General features: G+C 63.9%; 20 protein-coding genes. 9 read left to right on the top strand and 11 right to left on the bottom strand.

The window, feature by feature from the left end; genetic code table 11:
- From QRN52_RS04010 to QRN52_RS03995, 4 genes are all read right to left on the bottom strand, one after another.
- Positions 1-1,038, bottom strand: coding sequence for a sugar phosphate isomerase/epimerase family protein (locus tag QRN52_RS04010; RefSeq protein ID WP_284751479.1), 1,038 nt, complete (start codon positions 1,036-1,038; stop codon positions 1-3).
- Between the two features lie 279 nt (positions 1,039-1,317).
- Entirely contained in the window at positions 1,318-2,016 is a 699-nt protein-coding gene (locus tag QRN52_RS04005; protein ID WP_284751478.1) for a GntR family transcriptional regulator, read from the bottom strand.
- 131 nt (positions 2,017-2,147) lie between these two features.
- Positions 2,148-3,218 carry an alkene reductase gene (locus QRN52_RS04000; protein ID WP_284751477.1) on the bottom strand — a complete coding sequence of 357 codons (1,071 nt, stop codon included), beginning with the start codon at positions 3,216-3,218 and terminating at the stop codon, positions 2,148-2,150.
- Between the two features lie 152 nt (positions 3,219-3,370).
- Positions 3,371-5,161, bottom strand: a complete 1,791-nt coding sequence (locus QRN52_RS03995) for an NAD(P)/FAD-dependent oxidoreductase (protein WP_284751476.1) — start codon at positions 5,159-5,161, stop codon at positions 3,371-3,373.
- A 185-nt stretch (positions 5,162-5,346) separates the two neighbouring features.
- On the opposite strand from QRN52_RS03995, the gene QRN52_RS03990 reads away from it, so the two are divergent.
- Entirely contained in the window at positions 5,347-6,663 is a 1,317-nt protein-coding gene (locus tag QRN52_RS03990) for a GAF domain-containing protein (protein WP_284751475.1), read from the top strand.
- 186 nt (positions 6,664-6,849) lie between these two features.
- Here the strand turns inward: QRN52_RS03990 and QRN52_RS03985 are convergent, their stop codons facing one another.
- The 3 genes from QRN52_RS03985 to QRN52_RS03975 form a co-directional block, all read right to left on the bottom strand.
- Positions 6,850-7,566, bottom strand: coding sequence for a hypothetical protein (locus QRN52_RS03985; RefSeq protein ID WP_284751474.1), 717 nt, complete (start codon positions 7,564-7,566; stop codon positions 6,850-6,852).
- A 50-nt stretch (positions 7,567-7,616) separates the two neighbouring features.
- Positions 7,617-8,249, bottom strand: a complete 633-nt coding sequence (locus tag QRN52_RS03980; protein WP_284751473.1) for a DUF6318 family protein — start codon at positions 8,247-8,249, stop codon at positions 7,617-7,619.
- Between the two features lie 226 nt (positions 8,250-8,475).
- Complete coding sequence (locus QRN52_RS03975) at positions 8,476-10,227, bottom strand: purine-cytosine permease family protein (RefSeq protein WP_284751472.1); 1,752 nt, start codon at positions 10,225-10,227, stop codon at positions 8,476-8,478.
- A gap of 234 nt (positions 10,228-10,461) precedes the next feature.
- On the opposite strand from QRN52_RS03975, the gene bioB reads away from it, so the two are divergent.
- The 6 genes from bioB (at position 10,462) to QRN52_RS03950 (ending at position 16,066) form a co-directional block, all read left to right on the top strand.
- Entirely contained in the window at positions 10,462-11,490 is a 1,029-nt protein-coding gene (gene bioB / locus QRN52_RS03970) for a biotin synthase BioB (protein WP_284751471.1), read from the top strand.
- A 134-nt stretch (positions 11,491-11,624) separates the two neighbouring features.
- Positions 11,625-11,732 (top strand): biotin synthase auxiliary protein BsaP, encoded by a 108-nt coding sequence (bsaP, locus tag QRN52_RS23995; protein ID WP_459340779.1) that lies wholly within the window; start codon positions 11,625-11,627, stop codon positions 11,730-11,732.
- Complete coding sequence (locus QRN52_RS03965; RefSeq protein ID WP_284751470.1) at positions 11,729-13,054, top strand: adenosylmethionine--8-amino-7-oxononanoate transaminase; 1,326 nt, start codon at positions 11,729-11,731, stop codon at positions 13,052-13,054. The genes bsaP and QRN52_RS03965 overlap by 4 nt, the downstream gene beginning before the upstream one ends.
- A gap of 8 nt (positions 13,055-13,062) precedes the next feature.
- The gene (locus tag QRN52_RS03960; RefSeq protein ID WP_502869687.1) at positions 13,063-14,253 is read left to right on the top strand and encodes an 8-amino-7-oxononanoate synthase; all 1,191 of its coding nucleotides are present in this window, start codon (positions 13,063-13,065) and stop codon (positions 14,251-14,253) included.
- Entirely contained in the window at positions 14,250-14,966 is a 717-nt protein-coding gene (gene bioD / locus QRN52_RS03955) for a dethiobiotin synthase (RefSeq protein ID WP_284751468.1), read from the top strand. Before QRN52_RS03960 ends, bioD begins: the two co-directional genes overlap by 4 nt.
- A complete protein-coding gene (locus QRN52_RS03950) occupies positions 14,963-16,066 on the top strand; it encodes a cytochrome P450 (protein ID WP_284751467.1) in 1,104 nt (367 codons plus the stop codon). The genes bioD and QRN52_RS03950 overlap by 4 nt, the downstream gene beginning before the upstream one ends.
- A gap of 177 nt (positions 16,067-16,243) precedes the next feature.
- On the opposite strand, the gene QRN52_RS03945 is transcribed toward QRN52_RS03950, so the two are convergent.
- The gene (locus tag QRN52_RS03945; RefSeq protein WP_284751466.1) at positions 16,244-16,981 is read right to left on the bottom strand and encodes a response regulator transcription factor; all 738 of its coding nucleotides are present in this window, start codon (positions 16,979-16,981) and stop codon (positions 16,244-16,246) included.
- Positions 16,982-17,080: 99 nt separating this feature from the next.
- On the opposite strand from QRN52_RS03945, the gene QRN52_RS03940 reads away from it, so the two are divergent.
- Positions 17,081-18,748 (top strand): sensor histidine kinase, encoded by a 1,668-nt coding sequence (locus QRN52_RS03940; RefSeq protein ID WP_284751465.1) that lies wholly within the window; start codon positions 17,081-17,083, stop codon positions 18,746-18,748.
- A 227-nt stretch (positions 18,749-18,975) separates the two neighbouring features.
- Positions 18,976-19,443, top strand: coding sequence for a very short patch repair endonuclease (locus tag QRN52_RS03935; protein WP_284751464.1), 468 nt, complete (start codon positions 18,976-18,978; stop codon positions 19,441-19,443).
- On the opposite strand, the gene QRN52_RS03930 is transcribed toward QRN52_RS03935, so the two are convergent.
- The 3 genes from QRN52_RS03930 to QRN52_RS03920 form a co-directional block, all read right to left on the bottom strand.
- Positions 19,385-19,621 carry a PLDc N-terminal domain-containing protein gene (locus QRN52_RS03930; RefSeq protein WP_284751463.1) on the bottom strand — a complete coding sequence of 79 codons (237 nt, stop codon included), beginning with the start codon at positions 19,619-19,621 and terminating at the stop codon, positions 19,385-19,387. The two genes, QRN52_RS03935 and QRN52_RS03930, sit on opposite strands and share 59 nt — an antisense overlap.
- 74 nt (positions 19,622-19,695) lie before the next feature.
- The gene (locus QRN52_RS03925) at positions 19,696-20,886 is read right to left on the bottom strand and encodes a 5-methylcytosine restriction system specificity protein McrC (protein ID WP_284751505.1); all 1,191 of its coding nucleotides are present in this window, start codon (positions 20,884-20,886) and stop codon (positions 19,696-19,698) included.
- 91 nt (positions 20,887-20,977) lie between these two features.
- Positions 20,978-23,212, bottom strand: a complete 2,235-nt coding sequence (locus QRN52_RS03920; protein WP_284751462.1) for an McrB family protein — start codon at positions 23,210-23,212, stop codon at positions 20,978-20,980.
- Between the last annotated feature and the right edge of the window lie 83 nt (positions 23,213-23,295).

The raw sequence follows: 23,295 nt of genomic DNA, 5'->3' as shown, positions 1-23,295 counted from the left end.
CTACACTCCAGCCAGTTCGGAGGATGCGGACGGGGGTGTCGCGGGGGCGGTCCGGCCGGAAGGCTGCTGCCGGCCCTGGGCAACCTGGCTCTGGCCAAGGACGTAGTTCTCTGTCTTCGGAAGGACCTGCCGCCGGAGGTATTCCTGGTTGCTCGCCGTCACGCTGAGCCCGTCGCCGCCGTAGTGCTCGGTGCACAGGATGCCTTGGAAGCCTACCGACAGCGCGAGCTTGAAGGCCTCGCGATAGTTGATGAGGCCGCTCTCCATCGGCGCGGGCATGGTGATGTAGCTGTCGCGGGCCACGTCTTCGTCGCGGATGTAGTTCTTCATGTGCCAGTAGTTGGAGTACGGCAGGGTCTTGGCTACCATCTCGCGCCAGTCCTCGATGGGACGGTGGAGTCGGATGAGGTTGCCAAGGTCCGGGTTGAGGCCAACGTTGTCCAGCCCTATGTCCTGCACCAGCTGGACCGAGGAGTCGGCGGTGCCGAGGTAGGTGTCCTCGTACATTTCGAGGGACAGCAGAATGCCGACTTCCGCGGCGTGCTCACCGAGTTCCCGCAAGCGGGCGACGGCGTTGCCCCAGGTTTCCTTGTCCCCCACCGGGTCCTTGTATCCTTCCACCGTCCAGAACCACAGCTGCTTTTGCTGCTCGGCGGTGATGGCCTGGTGGAGTCCGAAGGAGACAACCTCGCAGCCCAATTCGGCCGCGGCCTCGATAGTGCGGTGGCTGTACGCCAGGTTCTCTGCCCAGTCGCGGGTGTGAATGACGCTGCGGCGGATGGCCGAGATGACGGGGATGCCAATGCCAACGTGTTCTGCGGTCTGTTTGAACTCGGCGAGGCGTTCTTTGCTGAGGTCGCCGGGGCGGACCCAGCTGTCCGTGAGGTCTGCGTTGGCAAATCCTGCGTCCTTGACTTCCTGCAGGACCTCGGCCCAAGCGGAAGCATCGGCGTCGTTGATGTGCTGTCCGGTTGTGTCAGTGCCGGGGAACTGGAGCAGGGCCGCGGTGATGGGCCAGGTTTCGGCGGTGTAAGCCATAGTTTTCACTCCTTCGTGGAATCCTGTTTCCTATAGGATTTACTATCTGGACGAGGCTGTCAACATGTTTATTTGGATTTCCGCAGGCCGGCCCCGCCTTTTCGCACCCCGCCTGGCGTCATCAAAGATCCTATATGTCTTACATATGTTTGTGAAGAGGGTCACGAGATATCGCCTTCGCCATGCACACAAAAGGCCCGCCGTTAGACGGGCCTTGAGGGTCTGGCGGCGTCGGGTCGCCGTCTTGATCGCCGTCGGACTCGGCCTGTAGGCGACGGTTCAGTCAGCGGGAGCGTCGGCGATGGCCCGGGCCCGGACCTTGTGCACGTGGTCGGCCATGGCGGCTGCGGCCTGTTCCGGGTCACCGCTCGCCAGCGCGTCGAGCACCGCTTGGTGTTCCGCGATGGCTTGGTCCGCGTCGGTGATGCCCACTCCCCCGAACAGCCGGAACCGCTGGACCTGGCCGCCCAGCGCGGAGTAGGCGGCAAGCATGAATTGATTGCCGGACTGCTCGGCGATCAGCTTATGGAAGCGCTCATCGGCCTCTAGATAGTCCCGGAATTCCACGAAAGACGGGCCTCGAGGAGCAGTCTCCAGGTCCTTCACAGCCTCTCGTAAAGCCGCCAAATCCTCCGGCGTGATCCGGCTGCACGCCAAGCGCGCATTCACGGGCTCAATCGCGAGCCTGGCCTCCATGAGTTCGGCAAAATCCTCGCGCGTGAACACCGGGGCCACCCTGTAACCCTTGAGGGCGACCCGGCGGACCATGCCTGTGTGCTCCAGCCGCGCCAGTGCCTCTCGCACGGGTGTCGGCGAAACGTCCAATTCCCGCGCCGTCCCGTCGATGCTGACCGCGGCTCCTGGTTCGAGCCGGCCGTCCATGAGCCACGCGAGAAGTTCCTCGTAGACGTGGTCGGCGAGAACCTGGCGGCTGACGGGTCGGCCAGGGGCGCGGTCCCGTGAGGAAGCGAGTTTCATAGACAAATCCTATAGGAATGGTCCCTTTGTAGCGGCCTCGGACGCCCGGGACAGACTCTGAAGCCTCTCCCGCTCGGTTAAACCGCGACGGCGGCACCTTTCGCAGGTGCCGCCGTCGGGGTTCGGGTGTTCTAGTTGGCGTAGAACGGGTAGTCGGTGTACCCCTTGGCGCCTTCGCCATAGAACGTGGACGGGTCCGGTTCGTTGAGCGGGAGGCCTTCACGCCACCTGCGCGCAAGGTCCGGGTTGGCAATGGCCGGCCGGCCAACCACCACGGCATCGGCGTGACCGTCGGCCACGAGTGCCAGGGCTTCATCCCGAGTGGTCACTACACCGAAGCCGGTGTTCACCAGGAACGTGCCGTTGAAACGCTCGCGCAGGTCCTGCACGAGTTCACCCTTGGGATCATGGTGGAGGATGCTGAGGTAGGCGAGGTTGAGCGACGCAATGGTGTCCACCAGGACTTCATAGGTGGCGCGGACATCGGCGGGGTCGGTCTCGGCGATTCCTTGGACCGAGTGCTCCGGGGAAATCCGGATGCCCACCCGGTTGGCGCCCAAGGCTTCAACCACCGCGTTGACCGTCTCGATCACGAAGCGGGCCCGGTTTTCCGGGGAGCCACCGTAGCTGTCAGTTCGGACGTTGGTGTTGGGGGCAAGGAATTCGTGCAGCAGGTAACCGTTGGCAGAGTGCAGTTCGACGCCGTCGAATCCTGCCTCGATGGCGTTCCTGGATGCCGTGACGATTTCCTGGATCACTGCGGGAAGTTCATCAGTGCTCAGTTCGCGGGGCACCGGGTACGGCTTCTTGCCATTCTGCGTGCGGACTTCGCCGTCGATGGCCACGGCACTGGGTGCCACGATCTCATGCCCGCCAGTAATGTCCGCGTGGGAGACGCGCCCACCGTGCATGACCTGGGCGAACATCCGGCCGCCTTCAGCATGGACGGCGTCTGTCACCTTCTTCCAGCCCGCGACCTGTTCCTCCGTGACGAGGCCGGGCTGGCCCGGGTAGGACTTGCCTGCCGGCGTCGGGTAGGTGCCCTCGCTGACGATCAGCCCGAGGGAGGCACGCTGCCGGTAGTGTTCCACAACCAACGGGCCGGGAATGCCTTCGGCGCCCGATCGGACACGGGTCAGGGGCGCCATGACCAAGCGGTTGGAAAGTTCAATCTCGCCAAGAGTCAAAGGAGAAAACAACATGGGCAGTGCCTTTCAAGCGGGAACGGGTCCACTGGGGGCAACTGCCGCGCGCCTGCAACTATTCCTGCTGAGACGCGGATCACACGACGACGGCGGCCCCCGCCTTCCGCGGAAAGGCTGGGTGCCGCCGTCGAACGTGCGTGTTTACCGCTTCAGCGCGTGTGGTGCGATGGCTGGAGCTCGTACACCGGGGTCGGCAGGCCTTCCGCCCTGGCCTTGAGCTGCAGGGCCAGGTAGTTGGAGTAGTGCCGGCTTTGGTGCAGGTTTCCGCCGTGGATCCAGAGGTTCTGCACGTTGGTGGGCTTCCACATGTTGCGCAGTTCTCCTTCCCAGGGGCCGGGGTCCTTGGGTGTGTCGGAACCGTATCCCCAGCATTTCCCGACGGCGTCAGCCACCTCGGGCGAGACGAGGTCGGCGAGCCAGCCATTCATGGAGCCGTAGCCGGTGGCGTAGATGATGACGTCGGCTTCGAGCTCAGTGCCGTTGTCCATCACCACGGCGTTCCCGGTGATCTTGCTGACCTGGCCGTTCGCGAGTTTCACGCGTCCGTCGATGATCAGCTGGGATGCACCGACGTCGATGTAGTAGCCGGAGCCTCGTCGCAAGTACTTCAGGAAGAGGCCCGAGCCGTCCACTCCAAAGTCGAGATCGAAACCGGCCGCCTCAAGCCGGGAGTAGAACTCGGCGTCGCGCTCCGCCATCTGCCTGTAGACAGGAGTCTGGGCCTCTGGCAGGATCCGGTACGGCAAGGAAGCGAAGAGAAGGTCGGCTTTCTCGGTGGTGACTCCGTTGGCTAACGCCTTTTCCGAGTAGAGATCGCCGAGCGCCAGGTCCATCAGGGACTCACTCCGGGCGATGTGCGTGGACGAGCGCTGGACCATGGTGACCTCGGCGCCGTGTTCCCACAGGTCTGCGCAGATATCGTGAGCCGAGTTGTTCGAGCCGATCACCACGGCCTTTTTGCCGGTCCAGTCACCGCCGCCTGGGTGCTTGGAGGAATGGTACTGCTGCCCCAGGAAGCTCTCGGCGCCGTCGAACACGGGGACGTTCGGGTACCCGGAGACGCCCAAGGCGAACACCAGCTGCTTCGGACGCAAGGTGACCGGTTCGCCGTCGCGCATGAGGCTGACTTCCCACTCGCCGCGGTCCTCGTCCCACCGGGCGTTGGTGCACTCGGTCTTGGACCAGTAGTTCAGTTCCATGATCCGGGTGTAGTGCTCCAGCCAATCGCCGATCTTGTCCTTGGCTGCGAAGACGGGCCAGTCGTCCGGGAACTTCATGTAGGGCAAGTGGTCGTACCAGACGGGGTCGTGCAGGTGCAGCGACTTGTAGCGGTTGCGCCAGGAGTCGCCCGGGCGCTCGTTCTTCTCGACGACGATGGTGGAGACGCCGAGCCTGCGCAACCGCGCTCCGAGGCCGATCCCGCCCTGGCCGCCGCCAATGATGACAGTGTTGGGCTGCTCCTCGTAGCCCAGCTTGGCTTCTTGCTCTTCCTTGAGTTCGAGCCAGGATTTGCGGCCCTTGCTGATGTGGTGGGCCACTCCTTGCTCCCGGTTAGGGCCCTTCTTTTCCTCGAAACCCTTGAGTTCCTGCATCGTGGTGAGCAGGGTCCAGCACTTGCCGTTGCGCAGCCGAAGGTGTGCGTGGCCACGAGCCTGCGCAGTTTCAAAGTCGAGCCAGGCCTCGGTGTTCGCCGCATCGCCCGTAGCATCTTCGGCGAGTTTCCAGTTGCTTGGCTGCACGTTCGGGAGCGTGGCGTCCAGCATCCGCTTGATCTCGGACTTGCCCTCGAGGGTCTTCAAGTTCCATGTGAAGGAAACGAAGTCGCGCCAATACGATTCGTCTTCGAACAGTTCCAGTGCAGCCTCGGTGTTGTTGCTGCGCAGCGCCTCATCGAACTGCGCCAGCCAAGCCTCGGCTATGCCGTTTGCGGTCTCAGGCATTTCTCCTCTTTCCATCGCTGACGATGAGCCAATTCCCGGTTCCGTGGCAACTGTCCGGTGAGTGACTCGCATCACAAGTAGATGCCGCAGGGGGTTACAATCGGGTGACACGGGCTCCTCTCCTTGTTCCCACGCGGGTTTGGGCCGTCGATCCAGCGATTCAATGGCGAGTTGGGAGTTTGCGCATGCGTCACGGCCCGAGCGCGCTGATCCCGGATCCGGGACTGCGCTTCTCTTCGCCGTTGGAATACGCCAAGACGCTCCGCATCGCCCACGAGGCTGCCTTGTCCGGCGCCCCTCATCCGTTATTGCCAACGTCCCTCGTGGAGTCCTGGCAGCGGTCCATCGCGCTTGGCATCAACCCCGATCGGCACAGCCCGGCCCACCGTCATGAAGTCGCCGAAGCCCGTTCCCTCGGGAAAGGACACCGCCTGGCCAGCGTGGTTCCGGCGCTCTCGCAGTTGCTTGCCGATGAGTCCGCCGCGGGCCGCCACCTGCTGATCGTCACCGACCACTATGGCGAGGTGCTCTGGAGAATCGGCAGCGGTTCCGCGCTGCGGCAGGCCGACTCCCTCGAATTCGTGGAGGGTGCCGATTGGTCCGAGGCTGGAGTCGGCACCAACGCCATCAGCGAGGCCCTCATCTCGGGGAACGCCGCCCAGCTCTTCTCCGCCGAGCACCTCGTCCGGACCCACCACGATTGGGCATGCACCGCAGCGCCCATCCGCGACCCCTTCACCGGGGACATTGTCGGGATCCTGGATGTGTCGGGTCCCATCGATTCGGTGACGCCGGATAGCCTGCGGATGGTGCGTTGCGGCGTCCGGCTCGCGGAGGAACTCCTACGGTCGGAAGGCGCGACGGCGGACCCGAGTCTGCGCGCCGCCGTCGGGCACTTTCGTCCCGGCATAGTTTCGACGCTATTTTTGGGACTGCTCGGCGACAAGCCGACGGCAGAGCTCGACGGCGGCGGCCCGCTTCCAGTGACGCTGCGCCGGGCGGAGATCCTCGCGTTGCTTGCCTCCAGGACACAGGGGTGGAGCGCCGATGAGCTCGCGTATCAACTGCATGGCGAAGATGGTGCCGCCACGGCCATCCGGACGGAGATGCACCGGATCCGTGCGTTGCTCGGAAATGTGGTGGAGGCGAATCCGTACCGTTTTGCTCCGGGCGTGACAGTAGTGACCGACGCCGGACTAGTCGCCGAGCATTTGCGGGCCGGACGGGTGCACGATGCCGTGGCCGCGTATTCAGGGCGCATCCTGAACCGTTCGGTAACCCTGGCCATAGAGCTGATGCGCGACGAGCTGGACCAGGCTGTCGCCGCGTCGGTTCGGGCAAGCGGTGATCCGGAACTGATCAGCCGTTGGTGTTCCACGGACATGGGCTCGGACGATTCCAAAGCCGCGATGACCTTGGCGAGTCTCATGGCTCCCGACGATTCACGGTTCCAGCTGGTGCGGGCACGAATGGACAGGATCGACAGGGAACTTCGGACGTAGGCGCTTCATTTTAGGGGAGGCCCGGGCAGCCCTCGCCCCGCGGATTCACGATGCAGTTGTCGGCGTAGTTGCGCGTGATCGACCTCCACACGCTCACCTTCTGTGACGGCGACGCAAACTGTCCCGTGCCGGGAATCGGCATGTTCGGACCACCGTTCACGGAGTAAGTGCCGCGGAAGGTGGTGGTCACGGACAACTGAAAGTCACCGGTCTGTTGATACACATGGCTCGTTCTCGTCTTTTGGCCCATTGTTCCTCTGGGATCGGCCCGCCAGCAAAGGGGGTTGGCCCGAGACTGTTGCCGTCCCCATACGCATAGGTGTACTCGACTGGAGTTGCGACTATGTGGACTCGCTGGCCAAGGATCGTCACATCGAATTGCTGCTCAACGGCGTCCGCGAAGATGTTTGTTTCAGCGCCCTTGAGCGTGTGCGGGCTTGGCTGGGCCCTCAGCTCCGCCGGTTTGATCGGAAGGTTGCGGAAGTCGCTCTCAATCCTTGCAGCAATTTTCGGCAAGAGATCCTCTGGCTTTTCGTCGTAGAGGCACGACGGGCCACTTCCGTTGGGAGTCCAGTCAGTCCACACCGGGTTCGAAACCGACTTCGGAGCGACTTTCCAAATGACCGCCGTGCCTGGTTTTCCGCCAGCCTCACGAGGCGGACATTGCAACTGACCAGGTAGGCACTTCTTCGCCAGCGAATCCTGATCAACCTGGCATTGGAGGTCTGCCTTGTATTGGTTGGGGTCGTCGCTGACGAAGTTTGGTGGGGCGGGGACAAATTCGCCCGATTGAGGGTCACGGATCCATTTCGAGGATCCAACGTTTACACCGTTTTCCTCCAAGCCAATGATGACTGGTGACTCTGTGCCTTTCGCGTCCGCCGTACCGGGGATCGCAACCAAGAACGAGAGAACCAGAGATCCAGCCGACAGGGACCTGACCGGTCGCATCGCTAGTAAATCAATCCGAGGTCAATCACTGTCCAGCCATTCGCACTGAACGTGGCCACAAGTTGCATTCCTCTATTGGAAGCTTTGGTGGGGTCTTGGTAAAGGGTTCCATCTGCTCTGCGAATCTCGATTAGCTGCTGAATTGCCTGGACGGTCGTTTGGGGAGACCCTCCTCCATCGCGGTATTTTCCGACCACCACGGGCGTCTCAATGCGGCCGCCGACGATCCACTTACCGTCTGTCCAAGCAACGGTTATGGCTTCCTGCAAGGCGGTGCAAAGAACGCAGTTGGGACCGGTGGTCTGTTTGAGAACCCTGACGTCCCCAGTCTCATAAGCGTATGAAAGCGCTTGGAACCAGTACCTTGCAAACGCCTCTACGCCTTCCTTGCTGTTCGCCTTCGCGGCCTCCGGCAGCACCGGAATGGGCACGTTCTCCGCTTTCCCCTTGGCATCCGCGGGTTTGTAGGCAGCCGTCGGGGTGGGCGTGGGCGTAGCCGTGGCACTAGCTGAAGCGGAAACCGTAGGTGACGCAGACTGCGGCTGGGTGTTGTTCCCGCAAGCGGTCAGCGTCAACGCCGTTGCGAGGCTGCCAATGATGAAAGAGCGAGCGGAAATCGAGGTGCGTGGAGTCATGGTTTGCTATCCCCAAATAGTTTTCAAGACTAAACGTTTCCAAAAAGGGTAGCTTAATTGCCCATCGTGTCGGGAAAGTTATCCACAGGCTCCGGCTCGTTACACGACATCGCTTCACAGCGCGGCGCAACAGACACAACAAAGACAAGCCAAAGGCCCCGACGACGGGACCGCGGCCAGGCCGCCCATCCGTCGTCGAGGCCTATGGAACCTGTCGAACTCCCGCCTAATTTTGAGCCGGCAGGACCAACTCCCCCGACTTATCCGTCGACAAAGCGAGCGACGAGATGAACTGCGGCTCGCCGTCGGGCCCGTCCTGGGCCGAGCGGACCATGTCCGGACGCTCGAACTCCAGGCCCGTCACGTGGCACAAAAGCTTGGCGTCGCTCGGGTTGCCGTCGGCGTCGAACATCGGTAGATCGATTCCGTCGTCGGAGCGGCGCAGGTAGTACTTCCCGCGGGTCAACACGGCCAGAGCGGGCGTCAGCACAAGCGCCAGCCCAACAGCGAAGATCGGCGAGTATGGCTGGACAGCGGAGCCGAAAGCGCCGAAGAACACGGCGATCGAGACGACGGCCGAAACCAGCATCGAGATAAAGCCCACCGGGTTGACGGCGTAAAGCATGCCGCGGCGGAACTCGGGAACCTTGGGCGAAATCTTGAGCAAGTATTTGTTGATGGCGATATCGGACGCGACGGTGACAACCCATGCCATGGCGCAATTCGCGTAGAAACCAAGAATGGTGTTCAGGAATTCGAACATGTTGGCTTCCATCAGCACCAGCGCAATCACCAGGTTGACCACCACAAACACCATCCGGCCCGGGTAGCTCTTGGTGATACGCGTGAAGCTGTTGGTCCACGCGAGCGAGCCCGAGTAGGCGTTGGTCACGTTGATCTTGATCTGGGAAATGACCACGAGAACCACGGCCAAGGTCATCGCCAGCCAGGCCGGCATCATTTCCTGGTACACGCCAAGGAATTGGTGCACGGGCTCGTTTGCGTGGACGGACTCGGCTGGATCCAGGGTCGCAATCAGGTAGATGGCAATGAACATGCCCACGATCTGCTTGATCGCGCCGAAGATCACCCAGCCCGGACCGGCCAGGATCACGGCACGCCACCAGGCACCGCGGTTTTCGGCGGTCTTGGGTGGCATGAAGCGCAGGTAATCAATCTGTTCCGCGATCTGTGCCATGAGTGACAGGCAAACACCCGCGGCCAGCATCACGGAGGCCAGGCTGGTGCCTTCAGCGCCGGATTTGCCGGTATACGCGAAGAAGTCCCCGATGCTCTCCGGGTGCGAAATCACCAAATACCCCACCGGGACCACCATGAGCAGCAGCCACAACGGAGTGGTCCACACCTGCAATTTGGACAAGGCTTTCATCCCGTAAATCACCAAGGGAATGACAATAAGCGTGGACGCCGCGTAACCGAGCCATTGCGGGATGCCCAAGCCAAGTTCCAGGCCTTGCGCCATGATGGAACCCTCGAGCGCGAAGAAGATGAACGTGAACGTCGCGAAAATAACGTTGGTGACCACCGAGCCGTAATAGCCGAATCCGGAGCCCCTCGTGATGAGGTCGAGGTCAATGTTGTACCGGGCGGCGTAGTAGGCCAAGGGAAATCCCGTGGCGAAAATAACCACCGCCGCCACCACAATTCCCAAAATAGCGTTCACGGTGCCGTACGAAATACCGATGTTCGCGCCGATCGAGAAATCAGCCAAATAGGCGATCCCACCGAGCGCACTCGTCGCCACGACGCCCGCACCCCACTTCCGGTAGGACCGTGGCGCGAACCTGAGGGTGTAGTCCTCCAGGCTCTCCTTCGCCGCGCTCATCGCATCGGTATTGCCCGCCGCGCGGCTCCCCGAGCCTAGCGCCTCGGAAGGTTCGACGACGGCGACCCCCACCGGGGAGCCACCCGCCATCGGGGGTTCAAGCACTTGCGTTGTCTTCGAATCGTCAGTCATCCCCGCAACTTTCTTCGTCTGGACATGTTTCCCCTCTGAACATGGCCTTGACGCTATCGACGGGATGGAACCACGGAGTCACCACGATGTTTCCGCGCTGTAACTTATCCAGCGAGTCGGCCGCCAAGATTGCAGCCCCGGGTTTGTGGACGTCCAACAAAATCGCCGCCCCACAGTCCCACTACCGTCATGAAGGAACGCACCATCCCCCGCAAGTAACGGCCGAGGAGCATCATGACCACCCAGCCAAACCCAAGGCGTACATCCGCGTTTCCGATTCTGGAAACAGCCCGCGAGCAAGTCCTCGCGAAAGGCGAAGGCCTCAGCGAATCCCAACTGCTCGAGATCCTGGAGCTCCCGGACGAGGCCATTCCCGAAGCCCTTCAGCTAGCCCACGAAGTCCGCTTGGAGCATTGCGGCGAGGACGTGGAAGTTGAGGGAATCATCTCGATCAAGACCGGAGGATGTCCGGAAGACTGCCACTTCTGCAGCCAATCGGGCCTGTTTGACAGTCCGGTCCGCGGCGTCTGGCTCGACATCCCCGAGCTCGTGAAGGCCGCCAAGGAAACCGCTGCCACCGGGGCCACGGAGTTCTGCATCGTCGCAGCCGTCCGAGGCCCGGATATCAAGCTCATGAACCAGATCAAGTTCGCGATCGACCGGATCAACGCGGAAGTGGACATCAACATCGCCTGTTCACTGGGCATGCTCACCCAGCGCCAAGTGGACCAGCTCGCCGAATGGGGCGTCCACCGCTACAACCACAACCTCGAAACCGCGCGCAGCTATTTCCCCGAAGTGGTCACCACCCACACCTACGAGGAACGCCTCGAGACCTGCAACATGGTCAAGGCAGCCGGCATGGAACTTTGCTGCGGAGCCCTGATCGGCATGGGCGAGACCAACGCCCAGCGCGCCGAACTCGCGAGCCAGCTCGCAGCCCTCGAACCCCACGAAGTCCCACTGAACTTCCTCAATCCGCGCCCCGGGACGCCCCTCGAAAACCAGGGAATCATGGACGGCAAAGACGCCCTCCGCGCGATCGCGGCGTTCCGCCTCGCCATGCCGAGGACCGTCCTTCGTTACGCCGGCGGACGGGAACTGACCTTGGGCGACCTCGGCACGCGCGAAGGCCTCATGGGCGGCATCAACGCCGTGATCGTCGGCAACTACCTCACCACACTCGGCCGACCCGCCGACGCCGACCTCAACCTCCTCGTCGAGCTGAACATGCCCATCAAGGAACTCCAGAAGTCGCTGTGAACGCCACTGTTCCAAACACCGACACACCGAGCTTCTGCGGGCACTGCGGCGGTCCCGCCGCGCAAGGCGCCCCTGTAGCGCAAGGCGAGCGCCCGACGTCGGACGCTCACCTGGGGTGCCAGCAGCGCCTCGCGATGGAGCCTCCCCGCTATTGCGCCCAATGCCGGCGCCGCATGAAAGTCCAGGTCACGCCGCTCGGTTGGACCGCTGAATGCTCGCGCCACGGCCGGGTCACGCCATGAGCGTCATCCAGCGAGACGTCATCCAGCGAGATAGGGCGAGCCTCTGGCATCCGTATGCTCCGGCGTCGGGGACGCTGCCATTGTGGGAAGTCGAAGACGCCGACGGCGTGACGCTGCGGCTCCGCGACGAAACCGGCGGTCAGCATGAGGTGCTCGATGCCATGTCCTCCTGGTGGTCGGTCATCCACGGGTACCGGAATCCCGTCCTGGATGCCGCGGCGAAGCGCCAACTAGACACATTCAGCCATGTGATGTTCGGCGGCCTCACCCATGAACCTGCCGTGGAACTGGCCGAACGGCTGGTTGCCATGGCGCCTTCCGCGACTGATCGGCCGCGGTTGGAGCGGGTTTTCCTGGCAGATTCGGGATCGGTGTCCGTTGAGGTGGCGCTCAAGCTCGCGGTGCAGTTCCAGACCGCTTCGGGATTCCCCAAGAGGCAACGCTTCCTCAGCATCCGCGGCGGTTACCACGGCGACACCTTCGCGGCGATGGGAGTCTGCGACCCCGTGGACGGCATGCATTCGGCGTTCCCCGGGTTGCTCGCCGCCAATGTGTTCGCCCAGCGGCCGCCCGCCGCGGGCGCGCCACCCGAGGAAATCGCGGAATGGCAGGCGCAAGCCGAAGCTCTCGCCCAAGAGCACGCCAACGAATTGGCCGCGATCATCGTGGAACCCGTGCTTCAAGGCGCCGGCGGCATGTTCGTCTACGCCGCCGAATGCCTGCGCATCCTCCGCGACATCGCCGATCGGCACGGGATCCTCCTGATCCTCGACGAGATCGCCACTGGTTTCGGCCGCACGGGCGAGCTGTTCGCCGCGGGGCATGCCGGGGTGGTTCCGGACATCATGTGCGTCGGCAAAGCCCTCACGGGCGGTTACCTCACGCTCGCCGCGATGCTCTGCACGGGCGAGGTGGCGGCCCGGGTCTCGAGCGGCGCTGCGGGTGCCTTACTGCACGGCCCGACGTTCATGGGCAATCCGCTCGCGTGTTCAGTGGCCAACGCGAGCCTGGGAATCCTCGACGACGGCACCTGGCGCCGCGATGTGGCCCGGATCGGCTCGGGCCTGGCGGCCGGCCTCGGTGCCGCCAGCGCGCTCGACGCCGTCAAGGAGGTCCGCACGATCGCCGCCGTCGGCGTCATCGAGTTGAACACGGAAGTCGACGTCGCCGCAGTGACGAGTGCCGCCGTCGGGCACGGAGTCTGGCTACGGCCGTTCCGGAACCTTGTTTACGCGATGCCGCCATACATCAGTACCGCCGAGGCGGTCCGGCGGATGGCCGAAGGCATGGTGGCGGCCGTGGCCGAGGTGCACGGCCCATGAGCAGGTCCATGACCGCGTGGTTGGAACAGCAAGCCGAGGTCCGCGAGCGCCGGGGCCTCGTCCGCACGCCCATGACGCGCCTCGGCGGGGACTCCGGGGTGGATCTGGCGAGCAACGACTATCTTGGCCTCGCGACGGACCCGAGGCTGGCAGAGGCTGCCCGGGAGGCGATCGGCCGTTGGGGAACCGGTGCCACGTCCTCGCGGCTGGTTGCCGGTACCACGGCGCTCCACCTGGAGCTCGAGTCCGAGCTCGCGAGCCTCACAGGCATGGAATCGGCGCTGGTCTTCTCCTCCGGGTACTTGGCGAATCTGGGCGTCACCACCGCGCTCGGCGGCCCCGGAACACTCATTGTGGCCGACGAACATTGCCACGCCTCATTGATTGACGGTTTCCGCTTGAGCCGTTCGAGGGTGGAAACGGTCCCGCACAACGATCTCGGCGCAACCGAGCACCACTTGCGCAGGCGCACGGAACCTCGGGCCCTGATCGCGGTGGAGTCCATCTACAGCGTCTTCGGCGACGCCGCCCCGCTCCCCCGGCTGCTGGCACTGGCCGAAGAGCACGACGCGATGCTCCTCGTGGACGAAGCCCACAGCCTCGGCGTGGCAGGCCAGGGTGCGTTCGAGGGACACGGCGCGGTGGCTGGAACGGAGCTCTCGGGCCACCCCAACGTGGTGTTGACCGTGACGCTTTCCAAGTCGCTCGGGAGCCAAGGCGGTGCCGTCCTTGGCAGTGCCCTGCTCCGCGAACACCTCGTCAACCGGGCCCGCAGCTTCATCTTCGACACCGGGCTCGCGCCGTCGTCGGCTGCTGCCGCGCTGGCCGCCGTCGGGATCATCCGGACGGAACCGTGGCGCGTCGCGGCTATCCATCGGAACGCTGCCTGCCTCACGGCGGGACTGGCGCCTGCGCTACCCGCGCCAACACTACAGCGGCGGGGCGCCGCCGTCGGGGCCGTTGGCGCGCCGTTTCAAACAGCCGGTGCCGTGCAGTCCGTTCCCATGCCTTCTGCCGCTGCCGCGCTTGCGGCGAGCCAGGCGGCATATGTGGCGGGTGTCCGCGTCGGCTGCTTCCGGCCGCCATCGGTTCCCGACGGCGTCTCGCGCCTCCGGCTGACGGCCCGCGCCACCCTCACGCCCGATGACATCGACTACGCGTGCGCAACGTTGCGACGCATCCTGGAGGTAACGCCATGAAACTGCCACACATCGTGCTGGTCACCGGAACGGACACCAGCGTCGGCAAGACCGTCACGACGGCGGCGCTTGCGTCCGCACTGCAAGCGGACGGCCGCTCGGTGGCCGTGTACAAACCGTGCCAGAGCGGCGCCGGGGCGGGCGACTCCGACTGTGCCGAAATCACGCGCTTGGCCGGACCGCTCACGTCCGAGGCCGGCGTCGTGCTCCGAGAACCCCTCGCCCCTGTGCCCGCAGCGGCGCTGGACGGAGTCACGTTGCCGCCGCTGTCGGCGCATGCAGCGCGCGTCCGCGAACTGGCCAGCACGCATGACCATGTCCTTGTGGAGGGTTCCGGCGGCCTCCTCGTGGAGTTGGCCCCCGACGGCGGAACGCTGGCAGATCTGGGCAGTCACCTTGGGAACGACGCGAGTTTTGTAGTGGTTGCCCGCCCCGCGTTGGGAACCCTGAACCACACGGCGCTGACGCTCGAGGCCTTGGAACGCCGGGACCTGGCCATCCATGGCGTGGTCCTGGGAACCTGGCCGGACAACCCGGGCGTACTGGAACACGGCAATCGGGCGACCCTCGGTGCATTGCGGCCGCTCCTTGGGGTGTTGCCTGAGCGCGCCGCGGATCTCCCACCGGTGATGTTCAGGGCGGCGAGTGTGCACTGGTTGAGCGGTCTGGACTGCTTGGACGGCTTGGACTGCTTGGACGGGGCCTGGTCATGAACGCGGCTTTTGCCAGCGCCCAGACGTGCCCATATATTGTGCTGCGGGAGCCTGCGGCTGTGCGGGAGGTGCTGCACCGGCCGGAGAACTTCAGTCCGGCGAATGCGCTGATCGCCGTGACGCCGTTGTCCGGACAGTCCTTGCGCGTGCTGCAGCGGGCGCGCTTCGCGCTGCCGCCGGTGCTGGCCAGCAACGATACGGCTTCCCATGCGGGCATCCGGAAGGTGGTGGCCGGGTACTTCACGCCTGCCACGGTAGGGGCCTTTGAGCCGCGGATCCGCGGGATCGCACGGGATGCTGCTGCCGCTGCTGTTGGGCTGCTGGAAACAGTCGGGCAGGTGGACCTCGTGCAGGCCGTCGCCGCTTACCCGCCGGCGGTCGTGATGTTGGAGCTTCTGGGGCTTCCGGTGCGCGACCTTCCGGAGCTCAAAGCCTGGAGCCTGGACTCCCTCGAGCTCTTCTGGGGCTGGCCGGATCCCGAGCGGCAATTGGAACTAGCCCACAGCGCGGCCGAGTTCTACGGCTGGCTGCGGGAACTCGTCCTCGAAGCCGTGGCCTCGCCCGGGCGGAATCTCTTCAGGTCCTTGGCGGAACACGGTCTCAGCACTCCCGAGATCTGTTCCCTCGGCTACTTCCTGCTCATCGCGGGGCAGGAAACCACCACCCAGCTCATCAGCACGGCGTTCTTCCGGCTCGCCGAGGGATCAGTAGGCTTTGCCTGGAAGGACGCTGCCTCCGGCACCACGGCCCGGGATCTCATCCGGCACGTCCTCGCGACTGAGTCTTCGGTCCCCACCTGGCGCCGCATTGCCGCCCAGGACACCGTGCTCGACGGCGAGCGCATCCCGGCGGGCGCCGAAATCCTCTTAGAACTCACGGGCAACCACGAGTCATCCGGGCAGGGTCCTACGGCCTACGGGCTGGCGTTCGGCTCAGGGATTCATCGTTGCCTTGGTGCGAAGCTCGCGGAGCTGGAGGCCGCCGTCGTCGTGCAGGAAACTGCGGCAGCGCTGCAAGGCATCCGTTTGGCAGAGCCGAACCCCGAGTGGCTCCGCCTGCTGTCCTTCCAAGCGCCGCGGACGGTGGTGGTCGGCCGCTGACCCAAACCCCAGACGCTCGCTCACATAAAGCGACTTTTGGCCGGACGCTCGCTCACATAAAGCGACTTTTGGCCGGACGCTCGCTCACATCATGTGAGCAAATGTCCGCCACAGACCTCAGTCCGTACTTTGGGGCGTGACCCGGAGACCGTGACCCAGGCCCGCCACGCGAGAAATTCATGTTTTTGCCGGGGCCAGCCGATAGCCGACGCCGCGCACTGTTTGCAGCCAGCGCGGGTTCTGCGCGTCGTCGCCGAGCTTGCGGCGAAGATTGCCGATGTGGACCTCGACGGACCGTTCGTCGGCGTCGCTCGTGTAGGTCCCGACGTCGTAGGGTTCGTTCCGGAGGCGGCGCACAAGGTCCGCTTTGCTCAAGACGGTGCGGCCGGCCTCAAGCAAACAGTGCAGCAGATCGAACTCCGTGGGGGTCAGCCGTACGTCCTGGCCGTCGATGGAAACGGTCCGCGTCGCGTAACTGAATACCAGCCCGTTGTGCCGGAAGGTCCGTTGGGAAGACGAAGCCACATACCCTGTCGCTGGCCTTGAGCGCGGGCGACGCATCATGGCGGCCACCCTGGCGCGAAGCTCGCGGGGCCGGAACGGCTTGGTCAAATAGTCATCGGCGCCGGATTCCAAGCCGAGGAGGGTATCCAGCTCGTCGGCCTTGGCCGTCAACATGACGATATATGCATCGGAAAAGTTCCGGACCTGGCGTGCCACCTCGAAGCCATCAATATCCGGCAAGCCCAAGTCCAAGGTGATGACATGTGGGTTTAGATCACGAGCTGCCCGGATGCCGGCCGCCCCGCTAGTCGCCATATGAACCTCGAAGCCGGCCTGGCTGAGGACAACGCGGACCAATTCCCGGATGTCGTGATCGTCTTCTATGACGAGCCCAACCCGTAATTCAGTCATTTGCAGCCCTCCCAGCCCGCTACGAATGGAAGTATATCGGGCTGCCGGTATCCTTTCTGGCATGCGACGCGACCTTGAACAAATGCGAATTTTGGCCTGATGAAACGTCCGTTTGAATGGGACGCCCAAAGCGGCCGGGTGATGTTTTTTCAGCACGCCTTCCATGAGTACTCACTCAAGGATCGCGTTGCACTCAGCCAATTGCCGCTGACCGTGACGGTGTGCCTTACTGCGGTCTTGGTTGGCCTCTACTTCCCCGCAACCCTCGGCAATCCGCTTTTCGTCATCTTCCTGGCTACCCAAGCTGCAGCGTGGGTCCTCTGCCAGGTAGTCCCGTGGGACAGACTCCCCTTTCCAACATTCCTGACCGTCCCGCTCCTTGACATGGTGTCCATCGGGCTAGGGCGTGAGGGGGGACAAGACAGCCCCATCGGAATCAGCCTCCTGACTGTCTTTCCCGTCATCTGGCTCTGCGCCTCGGGGTTGTATCTACGCTCGGCCCTGGTTGTCTCGTTCCTGGGGCCACTCGCCATGATTTGGACGCCGCAATTCATCCATGGAACGCACACGCCGCAGGATCTGCTGCGGGGATTGCTGCTGCCCATCATGATGCTCGGCATCGGCGTTTCCATCGGCGTGATGACCCAGAGCATGGTCGCCCAGCAGAAGCGCCTTGAGGAAAGGGACGCCGCACTGCTCCGCGCCTTGGCGGACAGCCGGGAGAAGGAACGATTGCTCAACACAGTTCTTGAAACCGTCCACCTTGGCGTCGTCGCCATTGACGCCGATGGCCGCGAAATGATGGCGAACCGCAAGCAGCGGGAGAACCAGGTGCTCGAGGATTCCGGGGACACCGATCGCCACGGCGAGCCAGATGTCTTGGTTTTCGACGCCGACCGTGTGACCCCGACGGACGCGGATCGCCGGCCGATGCGTCGTGCAGCGTTGAGGCAGGAGTTCACGGACTACCTCGTCTGGGTTGGGACGGGCAGGGAGCAGCGTGCCTTCACCACCAGCGCGCGGTCCATGAAGGACTGCGACGGCAACTACCTAGGTTCAGTGGTCGTTTTCGGCGACGTCACGGCGCTGGTGGACGCGCTTGCCGCGAAGGACGACTTCGTCTCGAACGTTTCCCATGAGTTCCGTACCCCGCTGACGTCCATCACAGGGTACGTGGACCTTGTGCTGGAGGAGGCCGAAAACCTCCCGGGCTGGGTGGTGGAGCAGCTTCAGATTGTGCAACGAAACGCTGACCGGCTCCTCTCCCTCGTCTCCGACTTGTTGGCGGTCCGTTCCGGCCGCATGATCGTCCAGCCACACGCGGTGGACGTATCCGAACTGGTCAAGTCAAGCGTTGCGTCGGCCGGGCCGAAAGCGAACGACGGCGGGGTGCGGCTTCAGGTTGACGCCCCGGAACGCCTGGAGGCGCACGTGGATGCCAACCGGATCTCCCAGGTGCTGGACAACCTCATCTCCAACGCCATCAAATACTCCCCCGACGGCGGCGACGTGCGCGTCATGCTGCGGCAGGAGGAAAACGCGCTGGTGTGCCAGGTCAAAGACACCGGCATGGGAATAGACAAGCAGGACCAAGCCGATGCCTTCACCCGGTATTTCAGGGCCGGAAACGTGCGCAATACGGCCATTCACGGCGTCGGCTTGGGACTTTCCATCTGCAAGGCAATCGTCGACGCCCACGGCGGGACCATTGGCCTTGAGAGTGTCCCCGGCGAAGGAACAACCTTCACGTTCCGTGTCCCGGCCTGACCCCCACCGACCCTCGCTCATCTATGGGCCATTTCCACCCAACGCTCGCTCACAAACAAGCCGCCCCCAGGCCAACCCTCGCTCACATCATGTGAGCGAGCGTCACGCCAAACGTTCCGACATGTGAGCGAGCGTTTTGGTTTTGGGCACCATACGTGAGCGAGCGTCCGAGGAAGTGCCCACATACCTGAGCGAGCGTTGCAGGGTGCGCTGCGTAGACTGAGGATATGGGCGAGAGCCGCGACCTGCTGACGCCTGAGCAACGCAGCCTGAACATGTCCAAGATCCGGGGCAAGAACACCAAGCCCGAGCTCTTGGTCCGTCGGCTCCTGCATGCCAAGGGTTACCGGTACCGGCTCCATGGCCGGGCCTCGGGCGGGAAGTTGCCCGGCAGCCCGGATCTCGTGTTTGCCGGCCGTCGCAAGGTGATTTTCGTGAACGGATGCTTCTGGCACTTCCACGACTGCAAGGCAGGTCAGCACGCGCCGACGGGCAACGCAGATTTCTGGGCAGCCAAGCGCAACCGCACCCGGGAGCGCGACGCCGGACAGCGCGAACTGCTGAGAGCCTCAGGATGGGAGGTTCTCACCGTGTGGGAATGCGAACTGCGGGACCGTTCGGCTTTGGAGAATCAGCTTACGCAGTTCCTCGACGGCGGCCGAACAGGAAGTAGCTCAGCGGCCCGAAGAAATTGATGAAGCTCGCGGCCCGCCATACAGCTTTGTTTCCCCTGATTTGGGCCGCAGGTGTCTTGGAAATGCTGCGTTGTGCCGCGATGAGCAACGCCATCTGTCCCGCACCCACCACAAGCACGCCTACCCGTTGCCCAGGGGTCATGTCCTTCCAGGACTTTTTCTTTTTCTTGCCGTGCATGATGCCTCCATCTGCAGTGACTTGCTCTCTCAGGCTAGTCCGCCTGCCGCCCGGACGGAACTAGAACCAGCACCTCACAGTCGGGCCTGGCGCACCACTTCTCCCCAGGACTGCTGGGCCAGGTCCGTGACGGCGGCAAGGATCTCCGCCGGTGGCCGCGACAAGTCCAGCGGGTACTCCACAATGTCGATATCCGTGTTGAGGATCCGTCGCAGCTTCATCTCGCCCTTGCCTGCGTAGACCAACCATGCCGTGGGAACTTGCAGCGCGGTGCAGTAGGCCAGGAGTTGATAGTGGTCCGCGTTCAGCGAGGCCCCGGAATCCGTGGCCGACGCGTATTTGGAGTCGTACACCACTACGGGCCGGCCACCCAGGAAATGCACGGCGTCGGGGCGCACGGTGAGCCGGTCCGAATCCCGCACAGCTTCGTTGAGGGTGGCGCCGTATTGAAGCCGCATTTCACCCGGATGTGCCCGCATGGCCGCCCGCAAAGCCACACCCACGAATTCCTCAAACACAGTGGACATGTCCACGACAAACGAGGCGGTCTGCTGCTTCCCCTCGCCCGCTTCCGCAGAGGCATTCCGCAGGATGAGCTCGGCCAAGCGGAGGACAGGATGGTAGCGGAGGTTCATCCGGTTTGCTTGCCACTGCGGAAGGGGCGCCCCGGACTGCAGCCGCGTGACGGCGTCGAGCTTTCCCTTGAGCTGCCGCAAGCGGCTCAGGACGTTTTGCCGCACGCCGGGAACCTTGCCCATCCGCTCAAGGGCGGCACGCAGAATGCGGTTCTCGGCGATGTCCTCGGTGAATTCGTCGTAGGAGACTTCCAGCGGAACCAGCATCCCGGGGCGGCGCGAAATCTGGTCCGAGATGCGGATGCGCCCCTTGACCGTCCGGAGGGACTCGTCCACGGTGAGATAACCCTGCAGCGGGCCGCGGCTGAGTGCCCGCTCCGCCAACTGGGCGAGGGACTCGGCGAGGGCGCTCCACAGGTCCTTGTGCTCGACGGCGGCCACGGAATCCTCGCGGAATCCCTGGTCCCCGGCGTAGCTGAGGAGGAAGAGGAGCCGGTTCAAGCCAAGGCGGTCCTTGGGCCGTACCTCGAACTGGACCGTCGGCGTCCGCACGGACCCGACCTTGCCCACCGGCTCGATGCGGTAGAGGCCCATCCCCATGGGCGAGGCCTTCGCGAGCCCGCTCGAATTGAGGAGGGCGGCGGTGTCCGGATCAAGCTTGTCCACGATGCCACCGGAGAGCTCGTCCATGACGATGTGCCGCACAGCCGGAGCCTTCGTGGAAGCGCGGACCGCAGGCTTTCCGATGCCCGGGGCGCGGGCTGGCCGCGGTGGCGCGGTCTTAGCGGACCGCAAGTCGACCCAACAACTGGTCCAGACCGAAGCGCTCCTCCAGCTGGGCCCGGTTCAACTGACCGTGGTAGTGCTCCTCCAGGAGTGGCATGAGTTCGTACTTCCAGATCCGGCGCAGCCCGGCGGGGTTCTGGGCCGCGTTCTTCATGAAGTAGGAGGGACCGATCATCAGGTCCCGGTCCCAATCGTCGATGGAGTCGTTCAGGGCGTCAAGAAGGTCCGCGTTGAGGGTGTCCAGGCCGCGGGCCGAGAGGAACCGCCGGAGCGAACCGCGGATCGGTTCCACCTTCGGATGCAACTCCACGAATGCGAAGCGACGGCGGATGGCCGCATCCATCATGGCGATAGAGCGGTCCGCCGTGTTCATGGTGCCGATGATGTAAAGGTTGTCCGGCAGGCTGAACGGTTCGTTGGGGCTGTACTGGAGGTAGATGCGGTCGTCGCGGTATTCCAGCAGGAAGTACAACTCACCGAAAACCTTTGCCAGGTTTGCCCGGTTCATCTCGTCGATGATGAGGAAGTACGGCTTGTTGGAGTTCCCGGGTTTCGCGGCTTCTTCCGCGAGCCGACGCAGCGGTCCGGCCACGAGCTTGAACGACACCTGGCCGTCGTCGGTCTTGTCCGGCCGGTACCCCTCGAAGAAGTCCTCGTACGCGTAGGACGGGTGGAACTGCACCAGCTTGACGCGCTCATCGGTGCTGTCTCCCGCGAGCTCTGCAGCCAAGTGCTTGGCGAGGTAGGTCTTTCCGGTTCCCGGAGGGCCGTAGAGCACCAATTGGCGGTTCTCCTCGAGGAGTTCGGCAATCTCCTTGAGCGGCTCGAGCTCCATGTGGAGGGACGCCGCGAACTCTTCCGTGAGGGGGCGGAACCCTTCAATCACAGGTTCGACGACGGTGTCCGGGGCGGCGGTTTCCTCGCCGTCGGATTCGGCTTCGGCGGGCAGGAGGGACTGCAGCGACTGGATGACCCTGGTAACGTCCACGACGATCCCCGACGTGGAGAGCTGGCGCTGGACGTGCCGCGGAGCCTCGGCAATCGGGTGGGTCTCATCGAACCAACGCACCTTGCGGCGGAGCCGGCGGTTGTCCTCGTTGTGTTCCGGCTCGCCCAGGACCACGCCGATCCTGACGGCTCCGGAGTTCTGGAACAGGGCGAGGTCCCCGGGCTTCATCACGGTCAGGAACGCGAAAACGGCGGTCTTGGTGTCCTCCCGCTCCACGTAGCCGAGGTGCTTGTAGTCCTCGTCCACGGCATGCTGGACCACTCCAGCTGTCACCCCGGCGGTGAGTTCGCGGAGGTGTTCGACGTCGAGCGTCGCCTTTTCCTCTTCCCGCCAAGCGGCGAGGAGCTCGGCGGAGTCCTGGTGCGTGCGCAGCAGCCAGGCACGGCGGCCGGGATCTCCCACTTTGCGCCACTGGCTGACGAGCTGGCGATCGTACCAATCGATGCGCTGGCCCGCCTGTTCGTCCAGGTGAAGCCGGATGCGGTGGACATCCGCGGTGATGTCGGCTTCCGTTTCGCCGTGGGCACCGCCAACGAGCGAGGCGAAGGCGTCCCTGATTTCGCGCCGCTCGACGTCGGCGACCACGGGCTCGAAGTAGCTCGGCCACGCCAAGTATTCGATGCTGCGCCGGATGGCCGGCTGGTCCCCAGGGGTTGCCGCCGCGAGTTCATGGAATTTCAGCGGGTCCTTGAGGGCTTTGTTGATGCTCGCGTTGGATTGGCCATCCACGTGCGCCACGAATCGGCACAGCCAGGTCAGGTGGTCCCAGATGGTCCAGTTGAACTCCGCGGTCCTGTCACGGATGACGCCGTGATCGGTCATCCCTTGGTATAGCTCCTTGGGTAGCTCGAGTTCGGGATCGAGCCAGGAGGCGGCTTCGGCAACGCGGGCGCGCTTGACCTTGAGCGACTTGACCTCGTGTGCAAGCGGCAGGGACTGCAGGAAGAGGAGTTCGACGGCGAGCAACTTGGCCTCGCGCGAGGCCCCTTCCAGGTTTTGGCGCAGGTTGGTCATCATAGGCGCTTTGGAGTCTCCGACGCCGCGTTCCAAGCGCTCCAAGAGCTCGCCGGCTGCGTCCACCGTCCAAGTGCGGGTGCTGCCGTCGAGCGCCGAGGCCTTGCCTTGCAGCCCCGGGGCCAGCACGAACCACGCCGCATCTTCGATCTCTTTGGAGATACCGGGGGCACGGGTCAGCGGGGTTTTGGTGGAGGGAGTCACCATGCCAACTTACATGGTTTGTCTTGATGCTGGCCAAGCAAAGTCGGCACCCCCGCCACATGCGTCCCGCCTCACACGTTCTGCCA

It is taken from the genome of Arthrobacter sp. efr-133-R2A-120 (assembly GCF_030209835.1).
In the GTDB taxonomy this organism is placed as follows: domain Bacteria; phylum Actinomycetota; class Actinomycetes; order Actinomycetales; family Micrococcaceae; genus Arthrobacter.
The sequence above is the reverse complement of the archived record's forward strand: the minus strand, read 5'-3'. Positions and strand labels throughout refer to the sequence as shown.